We start from the raw sequence: 22478 nt of genomic DNA on the forward strand, positions 1-22478 counted from the left end.
GCCGTACGGGAGCAGCCGTACGAGGGCGGCCGTACAGAGTCGGCCGTACTGGGGCAGCCGTGCGGAGTCAGGAGGTCCAGTCGAGGATGACCTTGCCGCCGCGGCCGCTCGCCGCGTCGTCGAAGGCGGCCTCGAAGTCGCGGTGGCCGTACCGGCCGGTGATGACGGGGGCCAGGTCGAGGCCGCCTTCGAGCAGCACCGACATCGCGTACCAGGTCTCGAACATCTCTCGGCCGTAGATGCCCTTGATGGTGATCATCGAGGTGACGATCCGCGCCCAGTCGACGGCGAAGTCCTCGGCGGGCAGTCCCAGCATGGCGATCTTGCCGCCGTGCGTCATGTTGGCGACCATGTCGCGCATCGCGCGGGGGTTGCCGGACATCTCCAGGCCGACGTCGAAGCCCTCGCGCAGGCCGAGGTCGCGCTGGCCGTCGGCGATCGTCGAGTCGGCCACGTTCAGGGCGAGGCTGACGCCGACCTTGCGGGCCAGTTCGAGGCGCTCCTCGCTGACGTCGGTGATCACGACGTTGCGGGCGCCCGCGTGCCGGGCGACGGCCGCCGCCATCAGGCCGATCGGCCCGGCGCCGGTGATCAGCACGTCCTCGCCGACCAGCGGGAAGGACAGGGCCGTGTGCACGGCGTTGCCGAACGGGTCGAAGATCGCGGCCACGTCGAGGTCCACGGGGACGCGGTGGACCCACACGTTCCCGGCGGGCAGCGCCACGTACTCGGCGAACGCGCCGTCCCGTCCGACGCCGAGGCCGACCGTGGCACGGCAGAGGTGGCGCCGGCCGGCCAGGCAGTTGCGGCACTTGCCGCAGACCAGGTGGCCCTCGCCGCTGACCAGGTCGCCTGCCGTGATGTCGGTGACGTCGCGGCCGGTCTCGACGACCTCGCCGACGAACTCGTGCCCGACGACCAGCGGCGCGCTGATCGACTGCTGTGCCCAGCCGTCCCAGGCCCTGATGTGCAGGTCGGTCCCGCAGATCCCGGTGCGGAGCACCTTGATCAGGACATCGCCGTGGCCGATGACCGGCTCCGGTACTTCCTTGAGGCGGAGACCCGGCTCCGCCTTCTCCTTGACCAGCGCCTTCAACGCCACGGCTCCTGTCGTACGTCGCTTCTTCCCCCGACGACACAGGAATCTTCCCTACGGCGGCGCCCCGGTCCATCGAGGATTTCTTAAGCGCCGCCGCAGCTTTCCTTCAGGCCCCGCCGAAATCCCGGCGGCGCCCGGCCCTCAGCGGGTCTGGCCCCGCTCGAAGTAGGCGATCAGCTCCGGGTCCAGGTCCGGCACCTCGCGCGGCGTCCCGCCGTCCCGCAGCGACTGCGTCGCCCGTACGCCCGCCGCGACCGCCATGCGCGCCGCGACCGGCGAGGTATCGGTGCGCCCGCCCTCGCGGACGAAGCGCACGAACTCGTCGACGAGCAGCGGGTCGGCGCCCCCGTGCCCGCCGTCGTCCTGCGCGTCCGGCACCGGGTACTCCGCGTCCGCCTCGGATCGGTGGCCGGACCGGCGGGAGTTCCACACCTTGACCGCTCCGCCGGGCCCGTCGCCGAAGTTCTCCAGTCGGCCCGCGTCGCCGATGACGGTGTAGTTGCGCCAGTAGTCGGGCGTGAAGTGGCACTGCTGGTACGCGGCGAGGACGCCGTTGTCGAGGCGCATGTTGACCAGGGAGACGTCCTCGACGTCGATCACGGGGTTGAGGTCGCGCTGGGTGTGCGGCGGCCAGTGGCCGTCCTTGGTGTACCAGTCGGCCGACTTCGGCTCGCCCGGCTCGCGCCGGTGCGGGTTGTCGCCGTAGACCATGAGGTCGCCGAGCGCCTGCACCCGGCGCGTGTAGCCGCCCGCGAGCCAGTGCAGGACGTCGATGTCATGGGCGGCCTTCTGCAGCAACAGGCCGGTGGTGTATTGCCGTTCGGCGTGCCAGTCCTTGAAGTACCAGTCGCCTCCGTAGCCGACGAAGTGGCGCACCCAGATGGTCTTGACGGCGCCGATCTCGCCGCGCTCGATGATGTCGCGCATCAGCCGGACGACCGGCATGTGGCGCATGTTGTGCCCCACGTAGAGCCGCGTGCCCGTCTCGTACGCGGTCCGCAGGATCTCGTCGCACGCCTCGACGCCGGTCTCCAGGGGCTTCTCCACGAAGACGGGCTTGCCTTCGCGCAGCGCCTCGCAGGCAAGCGCCGCGTGGGTGTGGTCGGGGGTGAGGACGACGATCGCGTCGACGTCCGGGTCCTCGACGACCTTGCGGTGGTCGCTCGATATCAGCGCGCCGGGGAAGGCCGTGGCCGCCTCGGCGCGGGCCGCGGGGTCGGGGTCGGCCAGCGCGGTGACACGGGAACCCGCGTCCGGCCGGTGGGCGGTACGGGCGAGCGAGCCGCGCAGCCCGAAGCCGAGGACGCCGAGACGGAGGTCGGTCATGGAACTTCCTTACCTTGAGCCGGTGTTGCGGGTACCGGCCCGGCCACACGGGTGCGCCGCCCGGGTGCGGGTGGAGGAGTGGCGGCGCCGCCGTGGACGGGCTTGATCCTTATCTATCCGGCCACGCCCGCCCGTGTCGAGGCGTGTGCACGGACCAACTAACCCCGCGCGTAGGCCCGGAGCTCGCTGGCCTCCCGGCACGAGTGCGGTCCGTGCCGGACGGTTGCCCTCGGCCGGAGGGCCTTCCAGACCACAGCGAACCGGTCAGCTTCTGGATCTCTGTGTGTGCACAGGGCACTGGGGCAGGTAGAGAAGCAGCTACAGGAAGTGAGGTTCCGCAGATGGAGCAGCACCTTGCACAGACACTTGCCCGAGGCGCGTCAGGGCCTTCGATGCCCCTCTGGCTCCTGATCGTCGCGCTCGTGGTTCTGGTCGCACTCGCGATCTACGGGATCTCACGCAAGCGTAAAGGGCAGTAGCAGGACTGGGCCTCGAGGACTCCTCGGGGCCCACTCCTCCGTCATTGGTCCCAGAATTGCGCGACGTGCTACCCGCTCGGAGGCAGGCCGTAGTCGGTGAAGTCCTCGTCGCGCCGGCATTCGGCGCCGGTTCGGCATGATGGCGAACCAAGCCGTCAGCCCCAGTCCGGGTGCCCCGGCATCGGTGGGTTGTCGAGGTCGAAGAGCCAGTGCCGCAGGAAGTCCCCGACGGACGCGTCGCCGGTCACCCGCACCGCGTTGGCGACGAAGTCCTCCGTGGAGGCGTTGGCGTGCCGGTGTCCGGTGAGCCAGGCCTTCATGACGGCGTCGAACTCGTCTTGGCCGATCTGCTGCCGCAGGGCGTAGAGGGTGACGGCGGCGCCGTCGTAGATGTTGAAGCCGCCGAGGCCGGTCGGCTTTCCGGGCGGGCCGTCCGTCTTGCGGACCTCGTCGAGCTTCGCGTACGCCGTCCTCATCTTCTCCTCGATCGGCTGGAAGCCCTTCTGGTCCGCCCACACGGCCGCGTAGAACACGGCGGGCCCCTCGTTGAGCCAGGCGTCCTGCCAGGTGGTGGGGGTGACGGAGTCGCCGAACCACTGGTGGGTCAGCTCGTGGACCATCGTCGTGGAGTAGGTGGGGCGCTCGAACCAGCCGGGCCCAAAGAGGGAGAGTGTCTGGTTCTCCAGCGCGTCGCCGTAGCCGTCGCGCACGATCTGCACGCCGTACGTGTCGAAGGGGTAGCGTACCCCGAGCGTCCGCTCCAGCCAGGCGAGTTGCCCGCCGGTCTCCTCGACGATCGGCCGGTACTTGGCCACTTGGTCCTCGGGTACGAGGTGGCGCAGCCGCACACCGTGCGGTCCGCGCCCGTACACGTACCGCTGTTTGTTCACGGAGATGCCCAACAGCTCCGGTGCCATCGGCGAGTTGAGGGCGAAGTCCCAGGTGCGGCCGGCGCCGGGGGCGTCGCGGCGGCCGGTGAGGTTGCCGTTGGCGGCCGGGGTCCAGCCCTTCGGTGCGGTGAGGTGGAAGGTCCAGGTCGCCTTGTCGGACGGGTGGTCGTTGACGGGCGCGAAGGTGTCGGCTCGTGACGCCTGGGCGGCCGAGGCGAAGCCTCCGTCGGACATGAGGCGCCAGCCGGGGAGGCCGGCGGGCTTCGTCTTCCCGTTGCCGTGGTAGGCGACTTCGACGTCGAAGGTGCGGTGGTCGCGCAGGGGGCGGGCGGGGGTGACGGTGAGTTCCTGGCCGGTCTGCCCGGGGGCGGTGGTCCAGGTCGCCCGCACGCCGTCGACCTCGACCGCGTCGACGGTCAGCGCGTCGACATCCAGGTTGAAGGAGGACAGGTCCTGGGTGGCTCGCGCCCGGATCTTCATGGTGGCGCGGAAGTCGTACGTCACGGGCGTGAAGTCGAAGGAGAGGTCGTAGTGGCGGACGTCGTAACCGCCGTTGCCGAGCGTCGGATACAGCGGGTCGCCCACGCCGTCCGCGCCGGGGGTGGGGGTGAAGGGGGCGGCGTGGGGGGCCGCGTGGGCGGGGACGGCGAGCGCGAAGGTGGCGGCCGCGGCCGCCGTCGCGATGGCGGCACGCACGGTTCGGTTCCTTTTCTCAGCCATGGGGCGGCAACGTAGTAATCGCTTACTGTCGGCGTCAAGGAGTGTGCCGATGACCGAAGGGACAACCCGAGGCCCACGCCGACACCACCCTGGGCGGCAGCACAGAAAGAACGTAGAAAGCCCCCAGCCCCCTTGCGCCGCCATAGCAACCGCTTACATGCTGGCGCGGAATCGCCTCGCGCACCGCCTCCCGCCCCTCCACGGGACTCCGGTCCCGTCCGTCGTCCCGTGTGCCCCGACACCCCTGGGAGTTCGCATGCCCACGCCCCTCCCCGACTCCACCGGCCCCCGCCGCCGCACGCTCCTCGTGGCCGGGGCGGCCTCCCTCGTCGTGCCGTCGGTGGCGGGCGGCACGGCGTGGGGCGCCGCCCAAGAGGACGGCTTCGCGCCGCTGCTCGCGCGCGCCGCGGACCAGCTCACCGGCGGTGACTTCGACGCCGCCGACCCGGACTTCGCCGACGCCCTCAAGACCCTGGACAGCCAAGCCACCGGCTGGTGGGGCACGTTGGACCGGTCCGCCGGGCGGACCGCGCTCTGGCCCGACCTGGCACCCGCCGCCGACCCCGGCAACTTCGGTCAGAGCTACACCCGTCTCCGTACCCTCGCGACGGCCTGGGCCACGCCCGGCACCTCGCTCACCGGCCACGCGGACACCCGCGACGCCCTGCTCGACGCGCTGCGCTTCCTGCACTCCGTCGCCTACCGGCCCGGCCGCCCCGAATCCGGCAACTGGTGGTTCTGGGAGATCGGGGCGCCCCGCGCGCTCATGGACACCTGCGTGCTGTTGCGGGAACACCTGCCCGCCGACGACCTGGCCGCGTACACGGAGACGGTCGCGGCGTTCTGCCCCGACCCAGACCGCCGCACCGGCACGCCCTCGCTGGCCGAGACCGGCGCCAACCGCGCCGACAAGGCCGTCATCGTCGCCCTGCGCGGGCTGCTCGCCCGTGACGCGGCGACCGTCGCGCTCGCCCGGGGCGGCCTGTCCGACGTGCGGGACGGCGGCCGCAACAGCCTTTTCACGTACGTCACTTCGGGCGACGGCTTCTACGAGGACGGCTCGTTCGTGCAGCACGGCTCGGTCGCGTACACGGGGACGTACGGGAGCGTTCTGCTGGGCGGCGCGGGGCAGTTGATCGCGCTGCTCGCGGGCTCGCCGTGGGCGGTCACCGATCCGAAGGTGTCGGTGCTGTACGAGGCGGTGGACCGGACGTTCGCGCCGGTGCTCTTCGACGGGCTGATGATGGACGCGGTGCGCGGCCGGGCGATCTCGCGGGAGAAGGCCAGGGACCACACCGACGGGGCGGTCACGCTCTCGCACATCCTGCAGCTGGCGTCCGGCGCCCCGGCCGCGTACGCGCGACGCTGGCGGGCCATGGCCAAGGGGTGCATCCTCCGCAACAAGACCACTCCCTATGCGGGTTTGGTGGGCATCCCCGCGCTGGCCCGCGCCAAGGCAGTCCTCGACGACGCGTCGGTGCCGGCCGCCGACCGGTCCACCGGGCACGTCGTCTTCGCCGACATGGACCGGGTGGTGCACCGGCGGCCCGGCTGGGCGTTCGCGCTGTCCCTCTCCTCGAAGCGCATCGCCGCGTACGAGGCGGGCAACGGCGAGAATCTGCACGGCTGGTACACCGGTGACGGCATGGCCTATCTGTACGACGCCGACGACGTGGGGCAGTTCGGCGACGGCTTCTGGGCGACCGTCGATCCGTACCGGCTGCCGGGGACGACCGTGGACACGCGCCCGCGTGCCGACATCGGCTCGGGCGGCGGCACCAGCACGTACCGCCCGAAGAACGCCGTGGCGGGCGGCGCGGTCCTGGGCTCCCGGTACGGCGCGGCGGCCATGGAGCTGCTCGCCGACGGCAGCACGTTGCGGGCCCGCAAGGTCTGGTTCTGCCTCGACGACGTCGTCGTGGCGCTCGGCGCCGACATCGGCGCGCGCGACGGGCGCACCATCGAGACCGTGGTCGAGAACCGCGTTCTGCGCGGCGCGGGACCCACTCGGCGCCTCCTCGTCGACGGCCTCCCGCAGCCCGGCCACGACGGCTGGTCCGCGCGGCGTCGAAGCGCCAGGTGGGGCCACCTGGACGGCACCGGCGGTTATGTCTTCCCCGACTTCCCCGGCCGGCCCCGCGACCTCGGGCTGCACGCCCTGCGCGAGGAACGCGCCGGCGCGTGGCGGGACATCAACACCGGCGCCGACACGGGCGGCAGCACCACCGAGGTGAGACGCCGTTACCTGACGTTGTGGCTCGACCACGGCGTCTCCCCCGACGCGGCGTCGTACGCCTACGTCCTGCTGCCCGGCGCAAGCGCGGCCGCGACCGCCCTGTGGGCGCTGGCGCGGCCCGTGCGGATCGTGGCCAATGACGCGACCGTGCAGGCCGTCGAGGCCCGCCGCGAGGGTGTGTTCGCGGCACACTTCTGGGCGGCGGGCCGCGCCGGGGGCCTCGCCGCCTCCGGGCCGGGCACGGTGCTTGTGCGCCGCGACCATCGCGGGGGTGTGTCGCTGGCGGTCGCCGATCCCGGCCGCACCGGGACGACGCTCACCGTCGAACTCCCCTTCCCGGTACGGAAGGTGGTCCGCGCCGACGACACGGTGACCGTCACGCCGGGACGCCGTCCGGTGGTCACCGTCCATGTCGCGGGTTCACGCGGCCACACGCACGGCTCCCAACTCGCGTGACCGCGCAGGCCTCACAGGTTCTGACGCACCCGCCCGCATCGTCCACCGAGGAGTGACGGCCCCATGCCCGCACCGCACTTGACCCTGCCGCCCACCGACCGCGTCCTGTCCCCGCTCACCGGCTGGACCCGGGCGCACTGGGAGGCGCTCGCCGACCGGCAGTTGGCGGCGCTCGTCCCGTACGCGACGCCGGGGTGCGCGCAGTACCGGCTGCCGGGGCGGGCCAGTTGGTCGGGCGTGGTGTCGGACGGCCTAGAGGGGTACGCGCGCTCCTTCCTGCTCGCCGCGTTCCGGATCGCCGGAGCGGGCGGTGCGGTGGACCCCCGGCTCGTCGAGCGGTACGCGCGCGGGCTCGCGGCGGGCACGGACCCGGACAGCGGCGAGGCCTGGCCCCGGCTCACCGACTGCTCGCAGCAGATGGTGGAGGCCGCGTCCATCGCGATCGGCCTGCACGAGACCCGCCCCTGGATCTGGGACACCCTCGACACCCGGGTCCAGGAGCGGGTGGTCGACTGGCTCTCCGGGTTCGTGGGCGCCAGGACCTGGGACAACAACTGGCGGCTCTTCCAAGTGGTGTCCGAGCAGTTCCTCGCCTCGGTCGGCGCCCCGTACAGCAGGGCCGACGTCGAGGGCGGCCTGGACCGCATCGAGGACTGGTACCGCGGCGACGGCTGGTACAGCGACGGCGACGGACGGAACTTCGACTACTACATCGGCTGGGCCCTGCACCTGTACCCGCTGCTGTGGGCCCGGATGGCCGGGGAGGAGGACGGGGGCCGCGCCAAGGCCTACCGCGAGCGCCTCGCCCAATACCTCGCCACCTACCCGCACTTCTTCGGCGGCGACGGCGCACCCGTCCACCAGGGCCGCTCCCTCACCTACCGGTTCGCGGCCGCCGCGCCCGTGTGGATGGGCGCGCTCGCCGACTGCACCCCGCTCGCGCCCGGCCTGACCCGGCGCCTCGCCTCCGGAACGGCGCGGCACTTCGTGGAGCGCGGCGTGCCCGACGAGCGGGGACTGCTGCCCCTCGGCTGGTACGAGACGTTCCTGCCCGCGACGCAGCCCTACTCGGGACCCGCGTCGCCGTACTGGGCCAGCAAAGGGTTCCTCGGCCTGCTGCTGCCCGCCGACCACCCGGTGTGGACGGAGCGCGAACTGCCGCTGCCCGTCGAGGAGTCCGACCAGTACACGGCGCTCCCCCACCCCGGCTGGCTGCTGCACGGCACCCGGCACGACGGCATCGTCCGCCTGGTCAACCACGGCAGCGACCACAACCCGCTCGAAGGCGCAGCCGATGACGACCCGCACTACGCCAAGTTCGGCTACTCGACGGCGACCGCCCCGGAGACCGCCCCGCGCGCCTGGGAACGCGCCGTCGACGGCCATCTGGCCCTGCTCGCCCCGGACGGCACGGCTTCGCGCCGCCGCCGCATCCACCCGCTGAGCTGCGCCGGCCGGGTGGCCTCCTCCCGCCACGACGCCCAACTCCCGGGCGACGAACGGGAGTACCCGATCGAGACCACCAGCGCGCTGCACGGCCCGTGGGAGATCCGCGTCCACCGGGTGCAAGGACCCGCGGGGGCGACGGTCCGCGAGGGCGGACACGCGGTGGCGGACGAGACGCGGCCGCACGCCGAACGGGGCCCCGGCTGGGCCCTCGTGCGGACCGCGACCGGGCTGACGAGCGCCGTCGTCGGTCTGTACGGCTGGGACGAGGAGGCGGGTGTCGCCCGCGAGGTGGCGGCGAACGCGTACGGCCCGCACTCCGCGACCCCGTTCCTGACGTCCTCGGCCCACCCCGGCGGGACCTCCGTCCACGTCTCCCTGATCGCCCTCTCCCGGGACACGGTCCGGCCAAGGGCCCTGCGGGAGGCCGTCACCTGCACCGTGGACGCCGACCGCGTCCAGGTCCGCTTCCCGGACGGGACCGTGCTCGACCTGTGACCCGTCAGATCCCGCCGTCCTCCCGCCGGTGGATCTGCTCGACCAGCTCCGCGGCCATGCGTTTGATCGTGTCGAGCCCCGCTCTGCCCCAGCGGCGCGGCTGGACGTCCACCACGCAGACCGTGCCGAGGGCGGTCCCCGTACGGTCGATCAGGGGCGCGCCCAGATACGAGCGGACGCCGCCCTCGTCGACCAGGGGGTTGCCCGCGAAGCGCGGATAGTCGCGGACGTCCTCCAGGACGAGGGCCTTGCGGCGCACCACGACGTGCGGGCAGTACCCGTGGTCGCGGGGCAGATAGCGGCGCGCGTCGCCGCAGCCGGCGGGGGCGACGGATCCGGCGGCCGGGTCGGCGAGCGCGAGGACGCCGTCCGGGGCGTGCAGTCCGGCGAAGAACTGCCGGTGCTCGTCGATGAAGTTGACCATCGCGCAGGGCGCGCCGGCCAGGTCGGCGAGCCGGGCGGCGAAGACGTCGAAGGCCGGTTCGGGGTACTGCCCGATGCCGAGCCCGCGCAGCCGCCGCACCCGCGCGGGCGCCTCCTTGTCGACGGGGGTGAGCAGGAGGTGCCCGATCGGGTCGTACGTCACGTGTGGGCTCCGTAACTGGGCTCCGGGGCGTGGTTGAGGAGGTGCTTGACGAGGATGAGGAGCGTCTGGATGCCGGAGCTGGAGATGCGGGCGTCGCAGCGCACCACGGGCACCCGGGGGTCGAGGTCGATCGCGGAGCGCACCTCCTCGGGTTCGTAGCGGTAGGCGCCGTCGAATTCGTTGATCGCCACGATGAAGCCCATGCCGCGCTGCTCGAAGAAGTCGACGGCGGCGAAGCAGTCCTCGAGGCGCCGGGTGTCGGCGAGGACCACGGCGCCGAGCGCCCCTTCGGAGAGCTCGTCCCACATGAACCAGAACCGTTCCTGGCCCGGGGTGCCGAAGAGGTACAGGACGTGCTCCGGGTCGAGCGTGATGCGGCCGAAGTCCATGGCGACGGTGGTCGTGGTCTTGTTCTCCACGCCGGACAGGTCGTCGGTGGCCTCGCTGACCGTGGTGAGCAGTTCCTCGGTGCTCAGCGGGGCGATCTCGCTGACCGCTCCCGTGAAGGTGGTCTTGCCGACCCCGAAGCCACCGGCGATCAGGATCTTGAGTGCGGTGGGGAAGGGGTCAGAGCTGTCGTCGTAATCCATCGAGCACTGCCTCCAACAGGGACCGGTCGGTGGGGTTGTGGTAGAAGTCCGGGGCCTTCTGGGTGAGGGACCCGCAGTCGAGGAGATCGCAGAGGATCACTTTGGCCACGACCGCGGGCAGCTTGAGCTGGGCCGCGATCTCGGCGACGGAGGTGGGCGCCTCGCACAGGCCGAGCGCCGTGGAGTGCTCGGGCCCGAGATAGCCGAGCGGGGTGCTGCCGGTCGCCATCACCAGGGAGAGCAGGTCGAGTTGGCTGGTCGGTCTGGTCCGGCCGTCGCTGACGGTGTAGGGGCGGACGAGCCGGCCCGCCGCGTCGTCGAGCCAGGGCCCGTCGTGCGGGGCCGCCATGCTCAGCGCCTCATCGACGCGGGTTCCCCGGCGGGCTGCCGGGGCGCGGTGATCAGGTACGGGCGGACGCTCTTGACCAGCATCGCCATTTCGTAGCCGAGGACGGCCGCGTCCGCTTCGCGCCCGGCGAGCACGGCCAGACAGGTGCCCGAGCCCGCGGTGGAGACGAACAGGAGGGTGGAGTCCAGTTCCACGACGACCTGGCGGACGTCGCCGCCGTCGCCGAAGCGGATGCCCGCGCTGCGTCCGAGGGAGTAGAGCCCCGAGGCGAGGGCCGCCATGTGGTCGGCGCTGTCCGGGTCGAGGCCGTGCACCGACTTCACGAGTCCGTCGGAGGAGAGCAGGACGGCGCTCCGGGTGTGCGGCACTCGCTGCACGAGGCCGCTCATCAGCCAGTCGAGATCGGATACATGGCCGGTCGGCGCATCGCTCGCCATGGTGGATCGACTCCTTGAGGTACGAACGTACGTAGGTCTGCCGGGGCAGAGGTGGTGGGGGGTGCCGGGCCTGCCGGTGCGGGTCAGCCGCCTGGTCCGCGCCCGTCGTGGGGGGCGCCGACCTCGTGTTCGCGCGGGGTGGGATCGCGGGCGTCCTGGGCCTGCGCGAGGCCGATGCCGCGCTGGAACGCGGCCATCAGGCCGGGGTCGTGCCCGACGAGGTCGCCGCCGTCGGGCCGCGGCGCCGGGGAGTCCCGCAGCTGGGGTGCGATGTGTTCCTGGGCGCGCCGCTTGGGGAGCTGGGGTCTGCCGACCCGGCCGCGCACCGCGCCGCCCAGCGGGGTCGGTGGCGCCGCGGTGTGCTCGGCGACGGCCTGCCGGTCCTCCGGGCGGATGCCGGGGGTGGCGTCGGCGGGCGTCGGCCGGTCCTGCCGGGAGCCGCGCACGGGGAGCGGGGCGGGCGGAGCGCCGTTCACGGTGCGCGGCCGGTACGGGCCGGCGCCGGGGTCCGGGGCGGGCGCCGGGGGTGCGGCGCTCGGCCACACCGGGGTGGCGGCGCCCAGGTCGTCCCGTACGGCTTCGGTGCCGCGTGAGCCCGCGGAGTCCGGTACGGCGCCGGAACCGGGAAGGCCCGCGGTGTCGGGTACGGCGCCGGAGTCACGTACGCCCCCGGAATCCCGTACACCTCCGGAGTCCCGTACGTCCCCGGACCCCCCGGAGCCCGCGCCGTCGTCTCCAGCCCCTGCCGCCGCGCCCTGCGACGCCACCTCCGCCGCCGGGCGGCGCCGGGTGACCGGCTCGGCCTGCTGGTCGGCGCCCAGCAGCTCCTGCGGCAGGATCAGGACGGCCTGGACGCCGCCGTAGATGTTGGTCTGCAGCCGCACCGCGACACCGTGTCTGCGGGCGAGCGCGGAGACCACGAAGAGCCCGATGCGGCCGTCCTGGAGGAGGCTCGCGACATTGACCTGGTCCGGGTCGGCGAGCAGCCGGTTCATCTTGTTCTGCTCGGTCAGGGGCATGCCGAGGCCGCGGTCCTCCACCTCGACGGCGAGCCCGGCGGTCACCGAGTTGGCGCGCAGCAGGACCTGGGTGTGCGGGGCGGAGAACACCGTGGCGTTCTCGACGAGTTCGGCGAGCAGGTGGATGACGTCGGCGACGGCGTGACCGCGCAGGGTGCCGTCGATGGGCGGCACGAGTTTGACGCGCGAGTACTGCTCGACCTCGGCGATGGCCGAGCGCATGACCTCGGTCATGGAGACGGGGTTGCTCCACTGGCGGCGCGAGACGGCGCCGCCGAGCACCGCGAGGTTCTCGGCGTGCCTGCGGATGCGGGTCGCGAGATGGTCGACGTGGAAGAGGCCCTTGAGCAGTTCGGGATCCTCGACCTCGTTCTCCAACTCGTCGAGCAGGGAGATCTCGCGGTGGACGAGCGACTGCAGCCGTCGGGCGAGGTTCACGAAGACCTCGACCTTCTGCTCGCTGCCCGCGTGGCTGGAGAGCTGGGAGGCCTGTACGACGGCGCCGACGGCGACGTCGTGTGCACGGCTCAACTCGTCGGCGAGCTGGTCGAACTCGTCGCCTCCGGCTCGCGCGCGGGCCGGTGTGCCGGGCGTGGGCGGCTGGTCGCCGCGGCGCAACTGTTCGACGACGCCGCGGAGTTCGGCCTGGCCGCGCGCGGCGGTCCGGCGGAGCGTGCCGAGCCGGTCGTGCACGGTCTTGGCGGCGCGCTCGGCGGCGACGGCGGCCGTCACGATCCCGGCGAGAGCGACCAGGGCGGCCGCGGTGAGGACGGCGACCAAGGCCGTCCCCGGCCGGGCGCCGGTCGAGCGCAGGGTGAACAGCACGGCGGCGCAGGCGCTCAGGCCCACGGCGACGGCCGGCAGCACCGCGATGCGCAGGAGCTGCGGCCGTATGTGGGTTTCGGGCAGTGCGGCGGCACTGCGGCTGCCGGGCCTGCCGTGCCGGCCGCCCTCACGGCGGTCTGGGCGGGCGGCCGGTGCGCGTAGGTGAGACATCTGCGTCCTCGGTGTGTGGCGACGAAGGTCCGGCGCTCGGCCCGACTCCTCTTTGCGGCGTGGTGGAGGCATCGCCGTGCCGGCCGGCAGGTCGCGACGTCAGCTCTGCGTCGTGATCCCTGCGTCGCCCGACGGCCACACACGGTAGTCGGCAACGCATCATGTGCGATGGGCAGTTGACAAAGTCAGCGGCCAGCGTCCCGCTCTGGTATGACACCTCGCACGGGGGTCCGATTCGACTCGCACGCAAGCCCGATTCCCACTCCGTACGGAACTCCCGTTCGCGTCCCGGCGCGAGGGTGCCGCTGCTGTAATGGTCGTATGCACCTCAACCCTTACGGCGAGGACGCCGTGAACCTGGCTGCCGATCTCGCCAACCGCCGCCCCGCCGACCCCGAGGAGCTCGCCGACCGCTGCCGCGCAGCGGGCCTGGCCCTCGAACAGCCCGTATCGGCCGACGACTTGGTACGCGCCCAGGAGACCCTGGACTCCTGGGAGAAGGTGGTGGACGCCGCCGAGGAGCACGAGCGCGCCGAACTGGTCAACGGCATGCTCGCGGCGGCCACCGCGCACCCCCGGCTCACCGATCACGCGGGCACCGGCTGGCACCTGCACTACCGCGACGCCCACCGGCCGCTCGGCGCCCTGCTGTCCTCGCTGATCGCGGTGGGCACGGCGCTGCACCTCGCGGGCCGGGGCATGCACCGGCTGCGGCGGTGCGCCGTCACCGGGTGCACCACGATCTTCGCCGACACCTCGCGCACCGGACGGCAGCGCTACTGCTCGCAGCGGTGCGCCAACCGCGACGCGGTCCGCAGACACCGCGCCCGCGCGGCGTGAGGGGGCGCGCACGCCGCGCCGCGGGGGCGCCCCCGCCCTGGGGACACTCTCGCCCTGGGAACGCCCCCGCGCCTCAAGGCCTCCGTCAGCCGACGGACGTCGTCTCGTGCTCCCCGCTGTCCGTGGTGTCCGTGGTGTCCGTGGTGTCCGTCGCGCTGTCCGCGGTGTCCGTCTTCGGGCCGACGACGCTCCGTACGACCAGGGTGGACGCCCCGAGCCAGCCGCCCTCCGGCACGACCGCCACCTCGCGCCACCACAGCCGCCCCGGCACGGAATCCGCCCCGGGCTCGAAGGGCTCCCCCGGGCAGGGCAGCGCCAGCGTGACGCCCTCGCGGCGCGCGGCGGCGACGGTGCCCTCGCCCGGCTCCGACCACGCGTGCGGGGCGAGGTTGAAGGTGCCCCAGTGAATCGGCAGCATGACGCCGCCCGCCGCGCCGCCCTGGAGGTCGAGGTGGGCCCGCAGACCCTCCTCGGGCGTCATGTGGATGTCCGGCCACCACTCCGAGTAGGCGCCGATCTGGATCATCGTGATGTCGAACGGGCCGTGCTCGGCGCCGATGTCGCGGAAGCCGGCGAAGTAACCGGTGTCGCCGCTGTGGAAGACGCGGTGCTCCGGCCCCGCGACCGCCCAGGACGCCCACAGCGTGTGCTGCTGGTTGCGCAGCCCCCGGCCGCAGAAGTGCCGGGCGGGGGTCGCGGTCAGGGTCAGCCCCGCCACCTTCGCGGTCTCGTTCCAGTCCAGCTCGCGGAGACGGTCGGCCGGCACGCCCCACCGCTCCAGGTGGGCGCCGACGCCGAGCGGCACCGCGAACACCGTGTCGGTGCCGGCCAGGGCCTTGATCGTGGGCATGTCCAGGTGGTCGTAGTGGTCGTGCGAGATGACCACGGCGTCGACCGGGCCGAGCGCCGCGAGCGGCACCGGCACGGGGTGCAGCCGCTTGGGCCCGGCGAAGGAGAACGGCGAGCACCGCTCGCCCCACACCGGGTCGAAGAGCACCCGGCGCCCGTCGATCTCCACCAGGACGCTGGAATGCCCCATCCAGGTGACCCGCAGGCCGTCGGCCGGCGGCTTGGCGAGGTCGGCGAGGGTGGTGGGGTGCACCGGGATCGTGCCGGCCGGGCCGCGGCGCAGCCGCTCCTCCCTGCGGAAGTAGATCTTCGCGAACTCCAGGCTCGACCCGGACGGGCGGGTCCTGGCCCCCACGGGGTTCTGGAAGGAACCTTCGGCGACGGAGAAGTTCGGGGATCTGCGGATCCGGGCCAGCCGGGCACCTGCGGGATCCGCGCCGAAGGGAGCGGACCGCAGCGAGCGGAGCCCGGGGATCAGGGACCGGGACACGGGACCTCCTGAGGGGGGTGGATAGGCCCTTCCATTATGTCCACCGGCCCCCGGCGAGTCCTGCGCGGCATCCGAGACCCCCGCCACGTCGCCGGCGGGGCGGCGCTGGCCCGGCCGGTCACCGGCACGACTACGTCATCTACGTCGCCGGGGCCCATGGACGCGCCTCCGCGGCCGCGGTAGACCCCGGACAGGAAGGCTTCGACCAGGAAGGCTTCGACGTCCGAGGGGGTTCTATGCCGACCATTCTCGTCGACCAGTTCAAGAACGTCGTCCGGGCCTGGGCCGTGGAGGAGACCAAGCGCATCGCCCGTATGCAGATCCTGCGCGGCGGCTGGGAGGTCTGGGTGCAGTGCGAGCTCGCCGCGTTCCTGCTCGCACAGGAGTCGACGCTCGAGGTGCAGCGCGAGAGCTACGTGTACGGCGGGAAGAAGCGGGCGGACCTGCTGCTCAACGGCAACCACCCCACCGCGAGCCAGCGGATCATCGTCGAGATCAAGGTCATGCGGGCGAGCGAGTACGAGCGGGCGCAGTTCGTCGAGGACATCCTGGACGACGTGGCCAAGCTGCGCGACGGCCTCAAGGCGGTGCACAAGGGGGCACAACTCATCGTCCTCGGGCTCTACTTCGACGCGAACGCGCCGATCCCGCCCGGCTTCACCACGGAGGAGGTCACCCACGACGTGGGCCTGTGCTGGCGGGAGATGGCCGTCATCGACTGAGCGCCGCCATCGGCTGCGTGCTGTCATCGGCTGCGTGCTGTCATCGGCTGCGTGCCGCCATCGGCTGGGCAACGCCGGGTGCCGGCTGTCCGTGGCCGGGCACACCGAAGGCGCCCCGCGATACGGGGCGCCTTCGTCCGGTCGCACAGTCGGTCGGTCCATCGGCCCGGCACCGGGCTCCTCAGGAGGCGGCCTCTATCTGCATCTTGAGGGTATGCAGGTTGCGGAAACCCTTGGCCTCCACATGGTCCCCGGAGCTCTCGCCCCGGATGCGCCGGCCGATCCACGGCACGAGGTACTCGCGCGCCCAGTGGATGTCGTCGCGCCGCACCTCCAGCGTGCCGCGCGGCGGCATCGGCGGCCACGCCTGGTCCGGGTCCGCGGGCACGTCGAGCCCCAGGACCTGACCGGCGCGCAGCGCCACGCGCGTGTGCCCCTCGGCGGAGAGGTGCAGCCGGTCGCCGTCCCAGGCCCGCCGGTCCTGCACGGTCCTGAGGGACCACAGGTCGAGCACGGGACAGCCGTACCGGTCGGCGATCGCCCGCACGTGCATGTTGTACGTGGCGATCTTGCCCCGCAGGTGCTTGAGCAGCGCCACGCCACGGGTGTCGAAGCCGGTGGTCACCATGACCGTGCCGACGGCCGACGAGAGGTCCGCTACGGCCCGCTCGAACCGTTCGGCGACCTCGTCGGGGTCGGTGCCGGGGCGGATGATGTCGTTGCCCCCGGCGCAGAACGTCACCAGGTCGGGGGCGAGCTCCTTCGCGCGCGGCAGCTGGTCCTCGACGATCTGGTCGAGGAGTTTGCCGCGGACGGCGAGGTTGGCGTACCGGAAGGTGTGCTCGGGCACCCGGTCGTCGAGCAGCACGGCGAGCCGGTCGGCCCAGCCGACGAAGGTGCCGTCGGGTCCCGGGTCCCCCACGCCCTCGGTGAAGCTGTCGCCGACCGCTGCGTAGGAGTTGAATACCCGGTGGTTGATGGGGTGATGGATGAAGGATGTCGACTCTGCGCTCACGAGGTAACATCCTTCACCTCCCTAAGTGACCTACGCCACCGTAGGGAGGGGTTGACGGTGCGTGAGATAAGCCACCGGTCAAGATTGCCCCAACTCGGAATAAGTGCACACCCCACCTTTTGACGTGCACATCACCCGCTCTTCCGGCCGCTTCGGCCTCCGCGACAAGGGCGCGACGTACGAGTGATTGCCCCAGGTACCCATGTCGTATCGTCGAAGACGCACCCGCCGGCGAGCCGCGCCGGACGCAGAGCCCGAGGAGAGCCCGTGACGCAGCAGGTCCCGTCGACAGAGGTGTCGGAGCCCGAGCTCTCCGGAGTGCGCAACTTCCGTGACGTGGGCGGACTGCCGACGGTCGACGGCCGCCACGTCCGCCGCGGCGTGCTCTTCCGCAGCGGTCACCTGGCGCACGCCACCGCGTCCGACGCCGCCTTCCTCGCCGGCCTGGGCCTGCACACGGTCTTCGACTTCCGCAACGCCGCCGACCAGCGCCTGGAGGGCCCCGACATCGCACTGCCGGGCGTACGCAACGTGAATCTGCCGCTGACCGACCCGGCCGACGGCGCCGAGTTCTGGCAGATGGTCCGCGACGGCGACCTCGACCAGCTGCGCGGGCTGCTCTCGGACGGCAAGGCCGCGGGCCGGATGGAGACCGCGTACCGCACGATCATCAAGGACCGCACCGCCGAGCACGGCAAGGTGCTGCACGCGCTCGCCGAGGACAGCGTGCCCGCGCTCATGCACTGCGCCGCGGGCAAGGACCGCGCGGGCCTCTCCATAGCCGTGACGCTGCTCGCCGTCGGCGTCGAGCGCGATGCCATCGAGGCCGACTACCTCGAGTCGAGCGCGTCCCACCGCCGGTACAAGGTGCACCGCACCGACAGCTCCCCGAACGCGATGGCGCCCGAGGTCCTGGAGCTGCTCGACCCGCTCTTCGACGCCCGCAGCGAGTACCTGGCGGCCGCGTTCGAGACGATCGAGCAGACCTGGGGCGACGTCGACACGTACATCGCCGAGGGGCTCCGGGTGAGCGACGCGACCCGGGAGCGACTCCGCGAGCGCCTCCTCGACTGAAGGAGGCCGCCTACTGGTTCTTCGCGCCCAGCTCGAAGAGCAGATAGATGAAGGCCGCGAAGAGATGGCCCACCGCCACGTAGATGATCAGGCGGACCCAGAGCGCCCGGGGGAACTTCTCCTCCATGGTGTTGCGGGCGGGGGTGTCGCGGGCGGGCTCCGGCCCGAGGGGTCCCCGCTGGTCCGGTTCCGTCATGGCGTTTCTCCGTGGGTCGGGCCGCCGAGGCACAGCGCGGTGGCGGGGCTCTGCAGCAAGGTGTGGACGAAGAGGAGATCGGTGCCGCCCCGGTCGGCGGCGGCGATCCGGTGCGGGGTCAGCGAGTCGAAGTGCGCGCTGTCGCCCGGATCGAGGGCGTGCGCGGTGTCCCCGAGGTGCAGCCGCAGCCGCCCCTTCAGGACGTACAGCCACTCCTCGCCGGGATGGACGCGCACGATGTCGCCCTGCGCGCCGTGCGGCACGTGCACCCGCAGCGCCTGCATGCCGCGCCCGGACGCGCCCGCCTGGAAGTACGTCCATCCCCCGGCCCGGGTCGGCTCCATGTCCGCGGCACGGATGACCGCGTCCCGGTCGGCGACGGTCTCGCCGAGCAGCTCCGAGACCGTCGTACCGTAGACGCGGGCGAGCGTGAGCAGCATCGGCAGCGAGGGCTGGCGCTGCCCGGTCTCCAGGCGGGACAGATGGGCGGGCGAGAGCCCGGCGTTCCGGGCCGCGGCCTCCAGGGTGAGGGAGGCGCGGCGGCGCAGTTCACGCAGCTGGGGGGCCACGACGGGCAGCGCGTCGGCCGCGCGGGACGACTCGGCGGCCGCCCCGGACGCGGGCTCCGCGAATTCCGTGGGCTCAGTGGAGTCCGTGGGCTCCGTGGGCTCGGCAGGGCTCATGCCTCTGATTCAGCCAGAGCGTTGCCTCTCGGGCAACTTTCTTGCCCGAGAGGCAAATTTTGCTGGCTACCCCCGGGCGTCGGCTCTCAGCGGTTCGCGACCGCCTGCTTCACCAGCGTCTTGCCGAAGTCCCACATCAGGCCGCCGCCGCTGTGCGCGTCATCCATGACCTCCGTGAAGGCGGCCACGAAGCGGTCCACCTCCCGCTCCCCCACGGTCAGCGGCGGGATGAGCTTGATGACCTCCAGATGGTCCCCGGATACCTGGGTGAGGATGCGGTGCTTCTGCAGCAGCGGTACGACGACCATCTGCGCGAAGAGCCCCTTGCGGGCAGCCTGCAGCATCGCCCAACGCCCGCGCAGCTTCAGCGACTTGGGCCGCCCGAACTCGATGCCCACCATCAGCCCGCGGCCGCGCACCTCGCTCAGCAGCTCGTACCGGTCCACGAGCGCGGCCAGCCGGGACCTGAGCAGGTCGCCCGTGACCCGGGCGTTCTCGACGACCTTCTCGTCCTCCATGACGGACAGGACCGCGAGCCCCGCCGCCATGGCCTGCGCGTTCGAGCCGAAGCTCGCCGAGTGCACGAGGACCCGGTCCATCGACGAGTAGACCTTCTTGAAGATCCAGTCCTTGCCGAGCGTGGCGCCCACCGGCACATAGCCGCCCGAGAGCGCCTTGGCGACACAGACCAGATCGGGCTCGACCCCTGCCTCGTGCTGATACGCGTAGAAGTCGCCGGTCCTGCCGAGCCCCGTCTGGACCTCGTCGGCGATCAGCAGCGCCTTGTGCCGCCGCAGCAACTCCTGGGCGGCGAGCAGATATCCGGGCGGCGTCCCGTGCACGCCCTTGCCCTGGATCGGCTCGACGATCAGCCCGGCGACGTCGCCCTTCGCCAACTCCCGGCGCAGCGCGTCCAGATCGCCGAGCGGGACCGCGGTGTCGGGCAGCAGCGGCGCGAAGCCGTCCCGGAACCCGTCCTCGCCGTTGACGGAGAGAGAGCCGGTGGTGAGGCCGTGGAAGGCGTGCGTGCAGTAGAGCACCCGCGGCTTCCCGGTCGCGTAGCGCGCGAACTTCAGCGCCGTCTCGACGGCCTCCGTGCCGCTGTTGCCGAAGAACACCCGGTCCAGGTGCGGGCTGTGCGTGAGCAGCCGCTCCGCGAGCAGGCCGGGCAGCGGCTGGCAGTCGAAGCGGGTCAGGTCGGCGAGCGAGGCGTCGAGGACGTCGTGCAGCGCCTTGCGTACGACGGGGTGGTGCCGGCCCAGGCCCATCACGCCGAAGCCCGCGAGCATGTCCAGGTAGTCGTTGCCCTCCGCGTCCCAGAAGTACGCGCCCTCGGCCCGTTCGTAGACCTTGTCGAAGCCGATGGTGTGCAGCATGCGCGGCAACTGGTGGTTGAGGTGCCGGGCGTGCAGCTCGTACCGCTCGGCGCCCCGCTCGGCGAGAAGTCTGCCGAGGTCGAACTCCTTGCCGCCGGACGCCTGCGCGCGGGGCGCGTCGTCGAACTCCGTGGTCATACGCTGTGCTCCTTGCCTGAACCCTGCTCCGGTAGGCCCTCCTTGGCCGCGAGCGTGGCGCCGATCCGCCCGGCGATCTCCACCGGGGTGAGCCCGAGGTCGGCGAGGACCTCGCCCCGTTTGGCGTGCGCGAGGAACTGCTCCGGGATGCCGAACCGCCGTACGGGCACGTCCACTTCGGCGTCACCGAGGGCCAGCGCGACCGCCGAGCCGACCCCGCCGGAGCGGCTGTTGTCCTCGACGACCGCCACCACCCGGTGCCGTGCGGCGAGCCCGGGCAGCTCGGCGTCGACCGGCTTGACCCAGCGCGGGTCGACGACGGTGCAGCGCAGGCCGCGCGCCCGCAGGAGCTCGGCGGCCTGCAGACAGACCGGCGCCATCACCCCGACCGCGACGAACAGCACCTCCGGATCCGCGTCCCGCAGCAGTACGTCCATGCCGCCGAGACGGTTCACGGCCGGGATCGAGGGCCCCACCGACTCCTTGGGGAACCGCAGGAGCGTCGGCGCGTCGTCGACGGCGACCGCCTCCCGCAGCTGCGCCCGCAACTGGTCGGCGTCGCGCGGCGCGGCGATCCGCAGCCCCGGCACGACCTGCAGAATCGACATGTCCCACATGCCGTTGTGCGAGGCCCCGTCGACGCCGGTGACCCCGGCCCGGTCGAGCACGAAGGTGACCCCGCACCGGTGCAGCGCCACGTCCATCAGGAGCTGGTCGAAGGCGCGGTTGAGGAAGGTGGCGTAGACGGCGACGACCGGGTGCAGGCCGCCCGTGGCGAGTCCGGCGGCGGAGACCGCGGCGTGCTGCTCGGCGATGCCGACGTCCCAGACCCGGTCCGGGTGGGCCGCGGCGAACTTCGTCAGGCCGACCGGGCCCAGCATGGCGGCCGTGATGGCGACGACGTCCTCGCGCTCGGCCCCGATGCGGGCGATCTCGTCCCCGAACACCGACGTCCAGGACGGCGCATCGGCCGGGGTGAGCGGTTCGCAGGTGAGCGGGTTCATGATGCCGACGGTGTGGAAGCGGTCCGCCTCGTCGGCGAGCGCGGGTTCGTAGCCCCGGCCCTTCTCGGTCAGACAGTGGACGAGCACGGGGCCGTGGAAGCGTTTCGCACGGCGCAGCGCCGACTCGACGGCGCCGATGTCGTGCCCGTCGATCGGCCCGACGTACTTGAGTCCCAGGTCCTCGAACATGCCCTGCGGTGCGAAGGCGTCCTTGAACCCCTTCTTGGCGCCGTGCAGCGACTCGTACAGCGGCTGTCCGATGACCGGGGTGCGCTGGAGGACGTCCTTGCCCCAGGCGAGCACCTGCTCGTACCCGTCCGTCGTCCTGAGCGTGGCCAAGTGGTTGGCGAGGCCGCCGATGGTCGGTGCGTAGGAGCGCTCGTTGTCGTTCACCACGATGATCAGCGGCCGGTCCTTCGCGGCCGCGATGTTGTTGAGCGCCTCCCAGGCCATGCCCCCGGTGAGGGCGCCGTCCCCGATGACCGCGACGACGTGCCCCCGCTCGCCGAGCACCTGACGTGCCTTGGCGAGGCCGTCCGCCCAGCCGAGCGCCGTGGAGGCGTGGCTGTTCTCGACGATGTCGTGCTCGGACTCCGCACGCGAGGGGTAGCCGGAGAGGCCGCCCTTGCCGCGCAGCTTGGAGAAGTCCTGCCGCCCGGTGAGCAGCTTGTGCACATAGCTCTGGTGACCGGTGTCCCACACGATGCGGTCGACGGGCGACTCGAAGACCCGGTGGAGGGCGACGGAGAGTTCCACCACCCCCAGATTGGGCCCGAGGTGGCCGCCCGTCCTGGCGACCGCGTGCACCAGGAACTCCCGGACCTCCCCCGCCAGTTCGTCCAGTTCGGTCCCGGAAAGCTTCTTCAGGTCCCGCGGCCCCCGGATGGTTTCGAGAATGCTCATGCTCGGGCCCCCTCTCTGGTTCTTCTCAGCTCACGGTGACGGGGGGCACCCCTTGCGGGGT

General features: G+C 72.3%; 19 protein-coding genes. 5 read left to right on the forward strand and 14 right to left on the reverse strand.

Features of this window, described 5'->3' with window-relative positions; genetic code table 11:
* Positions 1-67 precede the first annotated feature (67 nt).
* From tdh to ACFYO9_RS08300, 3 genes are all read right to left on the reverse strand, one after another.
* Positions 68-1096: an L-threonine 3-dehydrogenase gene (tdh, locus tag ACFYO9_RS08290; RefSeq protein WP_358707339.1), complete on the reverse strand. Its 1029-nt coding sequence runs from the start codon at positions 1094-1096 to the stop codon at positions 68-70.
* A 144-nt stretch (positions 1097-1240) separates the two neighbouring features.
* On the reverse strand, positions 1241-2425 hold the full coding sequence (locus ACFYO9_RS08295) for a Gfo/Idh/MocA family oxidoreductase (RefSeq protein ID WP_358778801.1): 1185 nt from the start codon (positions 2423-2425) through the stop codon (positions 1241-1243).
* 634 nt (positions 2426-3059) lie between these two features.
* Complete coding sequence (locus tag ACFYO9_RS08300; protein ID WP_358778802.1) at positions 3060-4490, reverse strand: M1 family metallopeptidase; 1431 nt, start codon at positions 4488-4490, stop codon at positions 3060-3062.
* Between the two features lie 280 nt (positions 4491-4770).
* Here ACFYO9_RS08300 and ACFYO9_RS08305 point away from each other — a divergent pair, with 280 nt between their 5' ends.
* Both ACFYO9_RS08305 and ACFYO9_RS08310 read left to right on the forward strand, forming a co-directional pair.
* Positions 4771-7206, forward strand: coding sequence for a polysaccharide lyase 8 family protein (locus ACFYO9_RS08305; protein ID WP_358778803.1), 2436 nt, complete (start codon positions 4771-4773; stop codon positions 7204-7206).
* Positions 7207-7269: 63 nt separating this feature from the next.
* On the forward strand, positions 7270-9150 hold the full coding sequence (locus ACFYO9_RS08310) for a DUF2264 domain-containing protein (RefSeq protein WP_358778804.1): 1881 nt from the start codon (positions 7270-7272) through the stop codon (positions 9148-9150).
* Between the two features lie 4 nt (positions 9151-9154).
* Here the strand turns inward: ACFYO9_RS08310 and ACFYO9_RS08315 are convergent, their stop codons facing one another.
* The 5 genes from ACFYO9_RS08315 to ACFYO9_RS08335 all read right to left on the reverse strand — a co-directional run bounded on the left by ACFYO9_RS08315 (position 9155) and on the right by ACFYO9_RS08335 (position 13127).
* Positions 9155-9736 carry a GAF domain-containing protein gene (locus ACFYO9_RS08315; protein ID WP_358707221.1) on the reverse strand — a complete coding sequence of 194 codons (582 nt, stop codon included), beginning with the start codon at positions 9734-9736 and terminating at the stop codon, positions 9155-9157.
* Positions 9733-10326, reverse strand: coding sequence for an ATP/GTP-binding protein (locus tag ACFYO9_RS08320; protein ID WP_355814010.1), 594 nt, complete (start codon positions 10324-10326; stop codon positions 9733-9735). The genes ACFYO9_RS08315 and ACFYO9_RS08320 overlap by 4 nt, the downstream gene beginning before the upstream one ends.
* Positions 10304-10675 carry a DUF742 domain-containing protein gene (locus ACFYO9_RS08325; RefSeq protein WP_358707219.1) on the reverse strand — a complete coding sequence of 124 codons (372 nt, stop codon included), beginning with the start codon at positions 10673-10675 and terminating at the stop codon, positions 10304-10306. The genes ACFYO9_RS08320 and ACFYO9_RS08325 overlap by 23 nt, the downstream gene beginning before the upstream one ends.
* Before the next feature lie 2 nt (positions 10676-10677).
* Positions 10678-11112 (reverse strand): roadblock/LC7 domain-containing protein, encoded by a 435-nt coding sequence (locus ACFYO9_RS08330; RefSeq protein ID WP_030781299.1) that lies wholly within the window; start codon positions 11110-11112, stop codon positions 10678-10680.
* A gap of 83 nt (positions 11113-11195) precedes the next feature.
* Positions 11196-13127: an ATP-binding protein gene (locus tag ACFYO9_RS08335; RefSeq protein ID WP_355814018.1), complete on the reverse strand. Its 1932-nt coding sequence runs from the start codon at positions 13125-13127 to the stop codon at positions 11196-11198.
* Positions 13128-13448: 321 nt separating this feature from the next.
* Here ACFYO9_RS08335 and ACFYO9_RS08340 point away from each other — a divergent pair, with 321 nt between their 5' ends.
* A complete protein-coding gene (locus ACFYO9_RS08340) occupies positions 13449-13967 on the forward strand; it encodes a CGNR zinc finger domain-containing protein (RefSeq protein WP_358707215.1) in 519 nt (172 codons plus the stop codon).
* 85 nt (positions 13968-14052) lie between these two features.
* On the opposite strand, the gene ACFYO9_RS08345 is transcribed toward ACFYO9_RS08340, so the two are convergent.
* Positions 14053-15306: an MBL fold metallo-hydrolase gene (locus ACFYO9_RS08345; RefSeq protein ID WP_358778805.1), complete on the reverse strand. Its 1254-nt coding sequence runs from the start codon at positions 15304-15306 to the stop codon at positions 14053-14055.
* A 236-nt stretch (positions 15307-15542) separates the two neighbouring features.
* On the opposite strand from ACFYO9_RS08345, the gene ACFYO9_RS08350 reads away from it, so the two are divergent.
* Positions 15543-16028: a hypothetical protein gene (locus ACFYO9_RS08350; protein WP_355814027.1), complete on the forward strand. Its 486-nt coding sequence runs from the start codon at positions 15543-15545 to the stop codon at positions 16026-16028.
* Between the two features lie 181 nt (positions 16029-16209).
* Here ACFYO9_RS08350 and ACFYO9_RS08355 read toward each other — a convergent pair whose 3' ends face one another.
* Entirely contained in the window at positions 16210-17043 is an 834-nt protein-coding gene (locus tag ACFYO9_RS08355; protein ID WP_355814030.1) for an SGNH/GDSL hydrolase family protein, read from the reverse strand.
* A gap of 267 nt (positions 17044-17310) precedes the next feature.
* Here ACFYO9_RS08355 and ACFYO9_RS08360 point away from each other — a divergent pair, with 267 nt between their 5' ends.
* Positions 17311-18117: a tyrosine-protein phosphatase gene (locus tag ACFYO9_RS08360; RefSeq protein WP_358707208.1), complete on the forward strand. Its 807-nt coding sequence runs from the start codon at positions 17311-17313 to the stop codon at positions 18115-18117.
* Between the two features lie 10 nt (positions 18118-18127).
* On the opposite strand, the gene ACFYO9_RS08365 is transcribed toward ACFYO9_RS08360, so the two are convergent.
* From ACFYO9_RS08365 to dxs, 4 genes are all read right to left on the reverse strand, one after another.
* Positions 18128-18313 (reverse strand): DUF6126 family protein, encoded by a 186-nt coding sequence (locus ACFYO9_RS08365; RefSeq protein ID WP_358778806.1) that lies wholly within the window; start codon positions 18311-18313, stop codon positions 18128-18130.
* Positions 18310-18996, reverse strand: coding sequence for an XRE family transcriptional regulator (locus tag ACFYO9_RS08370; RefSeq protein ID WP_358707206.1), 687 nt, complete (start codon positions 18994-18996; stop codon positions 18310-18312). The genes ACFYO9_RS08365 and ACFYO9_RS08370 overlap by 4 nt, the downstream gene beginning before the upstream one ends.
* Before the next feature lie 86 nt (positions 18997-19082).
* Entirely contained in the window at positions 19083-20510 is a 1428-nt protein-coding gene (locus tag ACFYO9_RS08375) for an aspartate aminotransferase family protein (protein WP_358778807.1), read from the reverse strand.
* Entirely contained in the window at positions 20507-22417 is a 1911-nt protein-coding gene (gene dxs / locus ACFYO9_RS08380) for a 1-deoxy-D-xylulose-5-phosphate synthase (protein ID WP_358778808.1), read from the reverse strand. Before dxs ends, ACFYO9_RS08375 begins: the two co-directional genes overlap by 4 nt.
* Between the last annotated feature and the right edge of the window lie 61 nt (positions 22418-22478).

It is taken from the genome of Streptomyces sp. NPDC005863, assembly GCF_042871345.1.
Lineage (GTDB): Bacteria > Actinomycetota > Actinomycetes > Streptomycetales > Streptomycetaceae > Streptomyces.

Coding starts and splice junctions, on each gene's coding strand:
- ACFYO9_RS08330 (WP_030781299.1), bottom strand. CDS start 11,112: ATGGCGAGCGATGCGCCGACCGGCCATGTATCCGATCTCGACTGGCTG.
- ACFYO9_RS08375 (WP_358778807.1), bottom strand. CDS start 20,510: ATGACCACGGAGTTCGACGACGCGCCCCGCGCGCAGGCGTCCGGCGGC.
- ACFYO9_RS08365 (WP_358778806.1), bottom strand. CDS start 18,313: ATGACGGAACCGGACCAGCGGGGACCCCTCGGGCCGGAGCCCGCCCGC.
- ACFYO9_RS08340 (WP_358707215.1), top strand. CDS start 13,449: ATGCACCTCAACCCTTACGGCGAGGACGCCGTGAACCTGGCTGCCGAT.
- dxs (WP_358778808.1), bottom strand. CDS start 22,417: ATGAGCATTCTCGAAACCATCCGGGGGCCGCGGGACCTGAAGAAGCTT.
- ACFYO9_RS08335 (WP_355814018.1), bottom strand. CDS start 13,127: ATGTCTCACCTACGCGCACCGGCCGCCCGCCCAGACCGCCGTGAGGGC.
- ACFYO9_RS08305 (WP_358778803.1), top strand. CDS start 4,771: ATGCCCACGCCCCTCCCCGACTCCACCGGCCCCCGCCGCCGCACGCTC.
- ACFYO9_RS08325 (WP_358707219.1), bottom strand. CDS start 10,675: ATGGCGGCCCCGCACGACGGGCCCTGGCTCGACGACGCGGCGGGCCGG.
- ACFYO9_RS08320 (WP_355814010.1), bottom strand. CDS start 10,326: ATGGATTACGACGACAGCTCTGACCCCTTCCCCACCGCACTCAAGATC.
- ACFYO9_RS08310 (WP_358778804.1), top strand. CDS start 7,270: ATGCCCGCACCGCACTTGACCCTGCCGCCCACCGACCGCGTCCTGTCC.
- ACFYO9_RS08350 (WP_355814027.1), top strand. CDS start 15,543: ATGCCGACCATTCTCGTCGACCAGTTCAAGAACGTCGTCCGGGCCTGG.
- ACFYO9_RS08295 (WP_358778801.1), bottom strand. CDS start 2,425: ATGACCGACCTCCGTCTCGGCGTCCTCGGCTTCGGGCTGCGCGGCTCG.
- ACFYO9_RS08370 (WP_358707206.1), bottom strand. CDS start 18,996: ATGAGCCCTGCCGAGCCCACGGAGCCCACGGACTCCACTGAGCCCACG.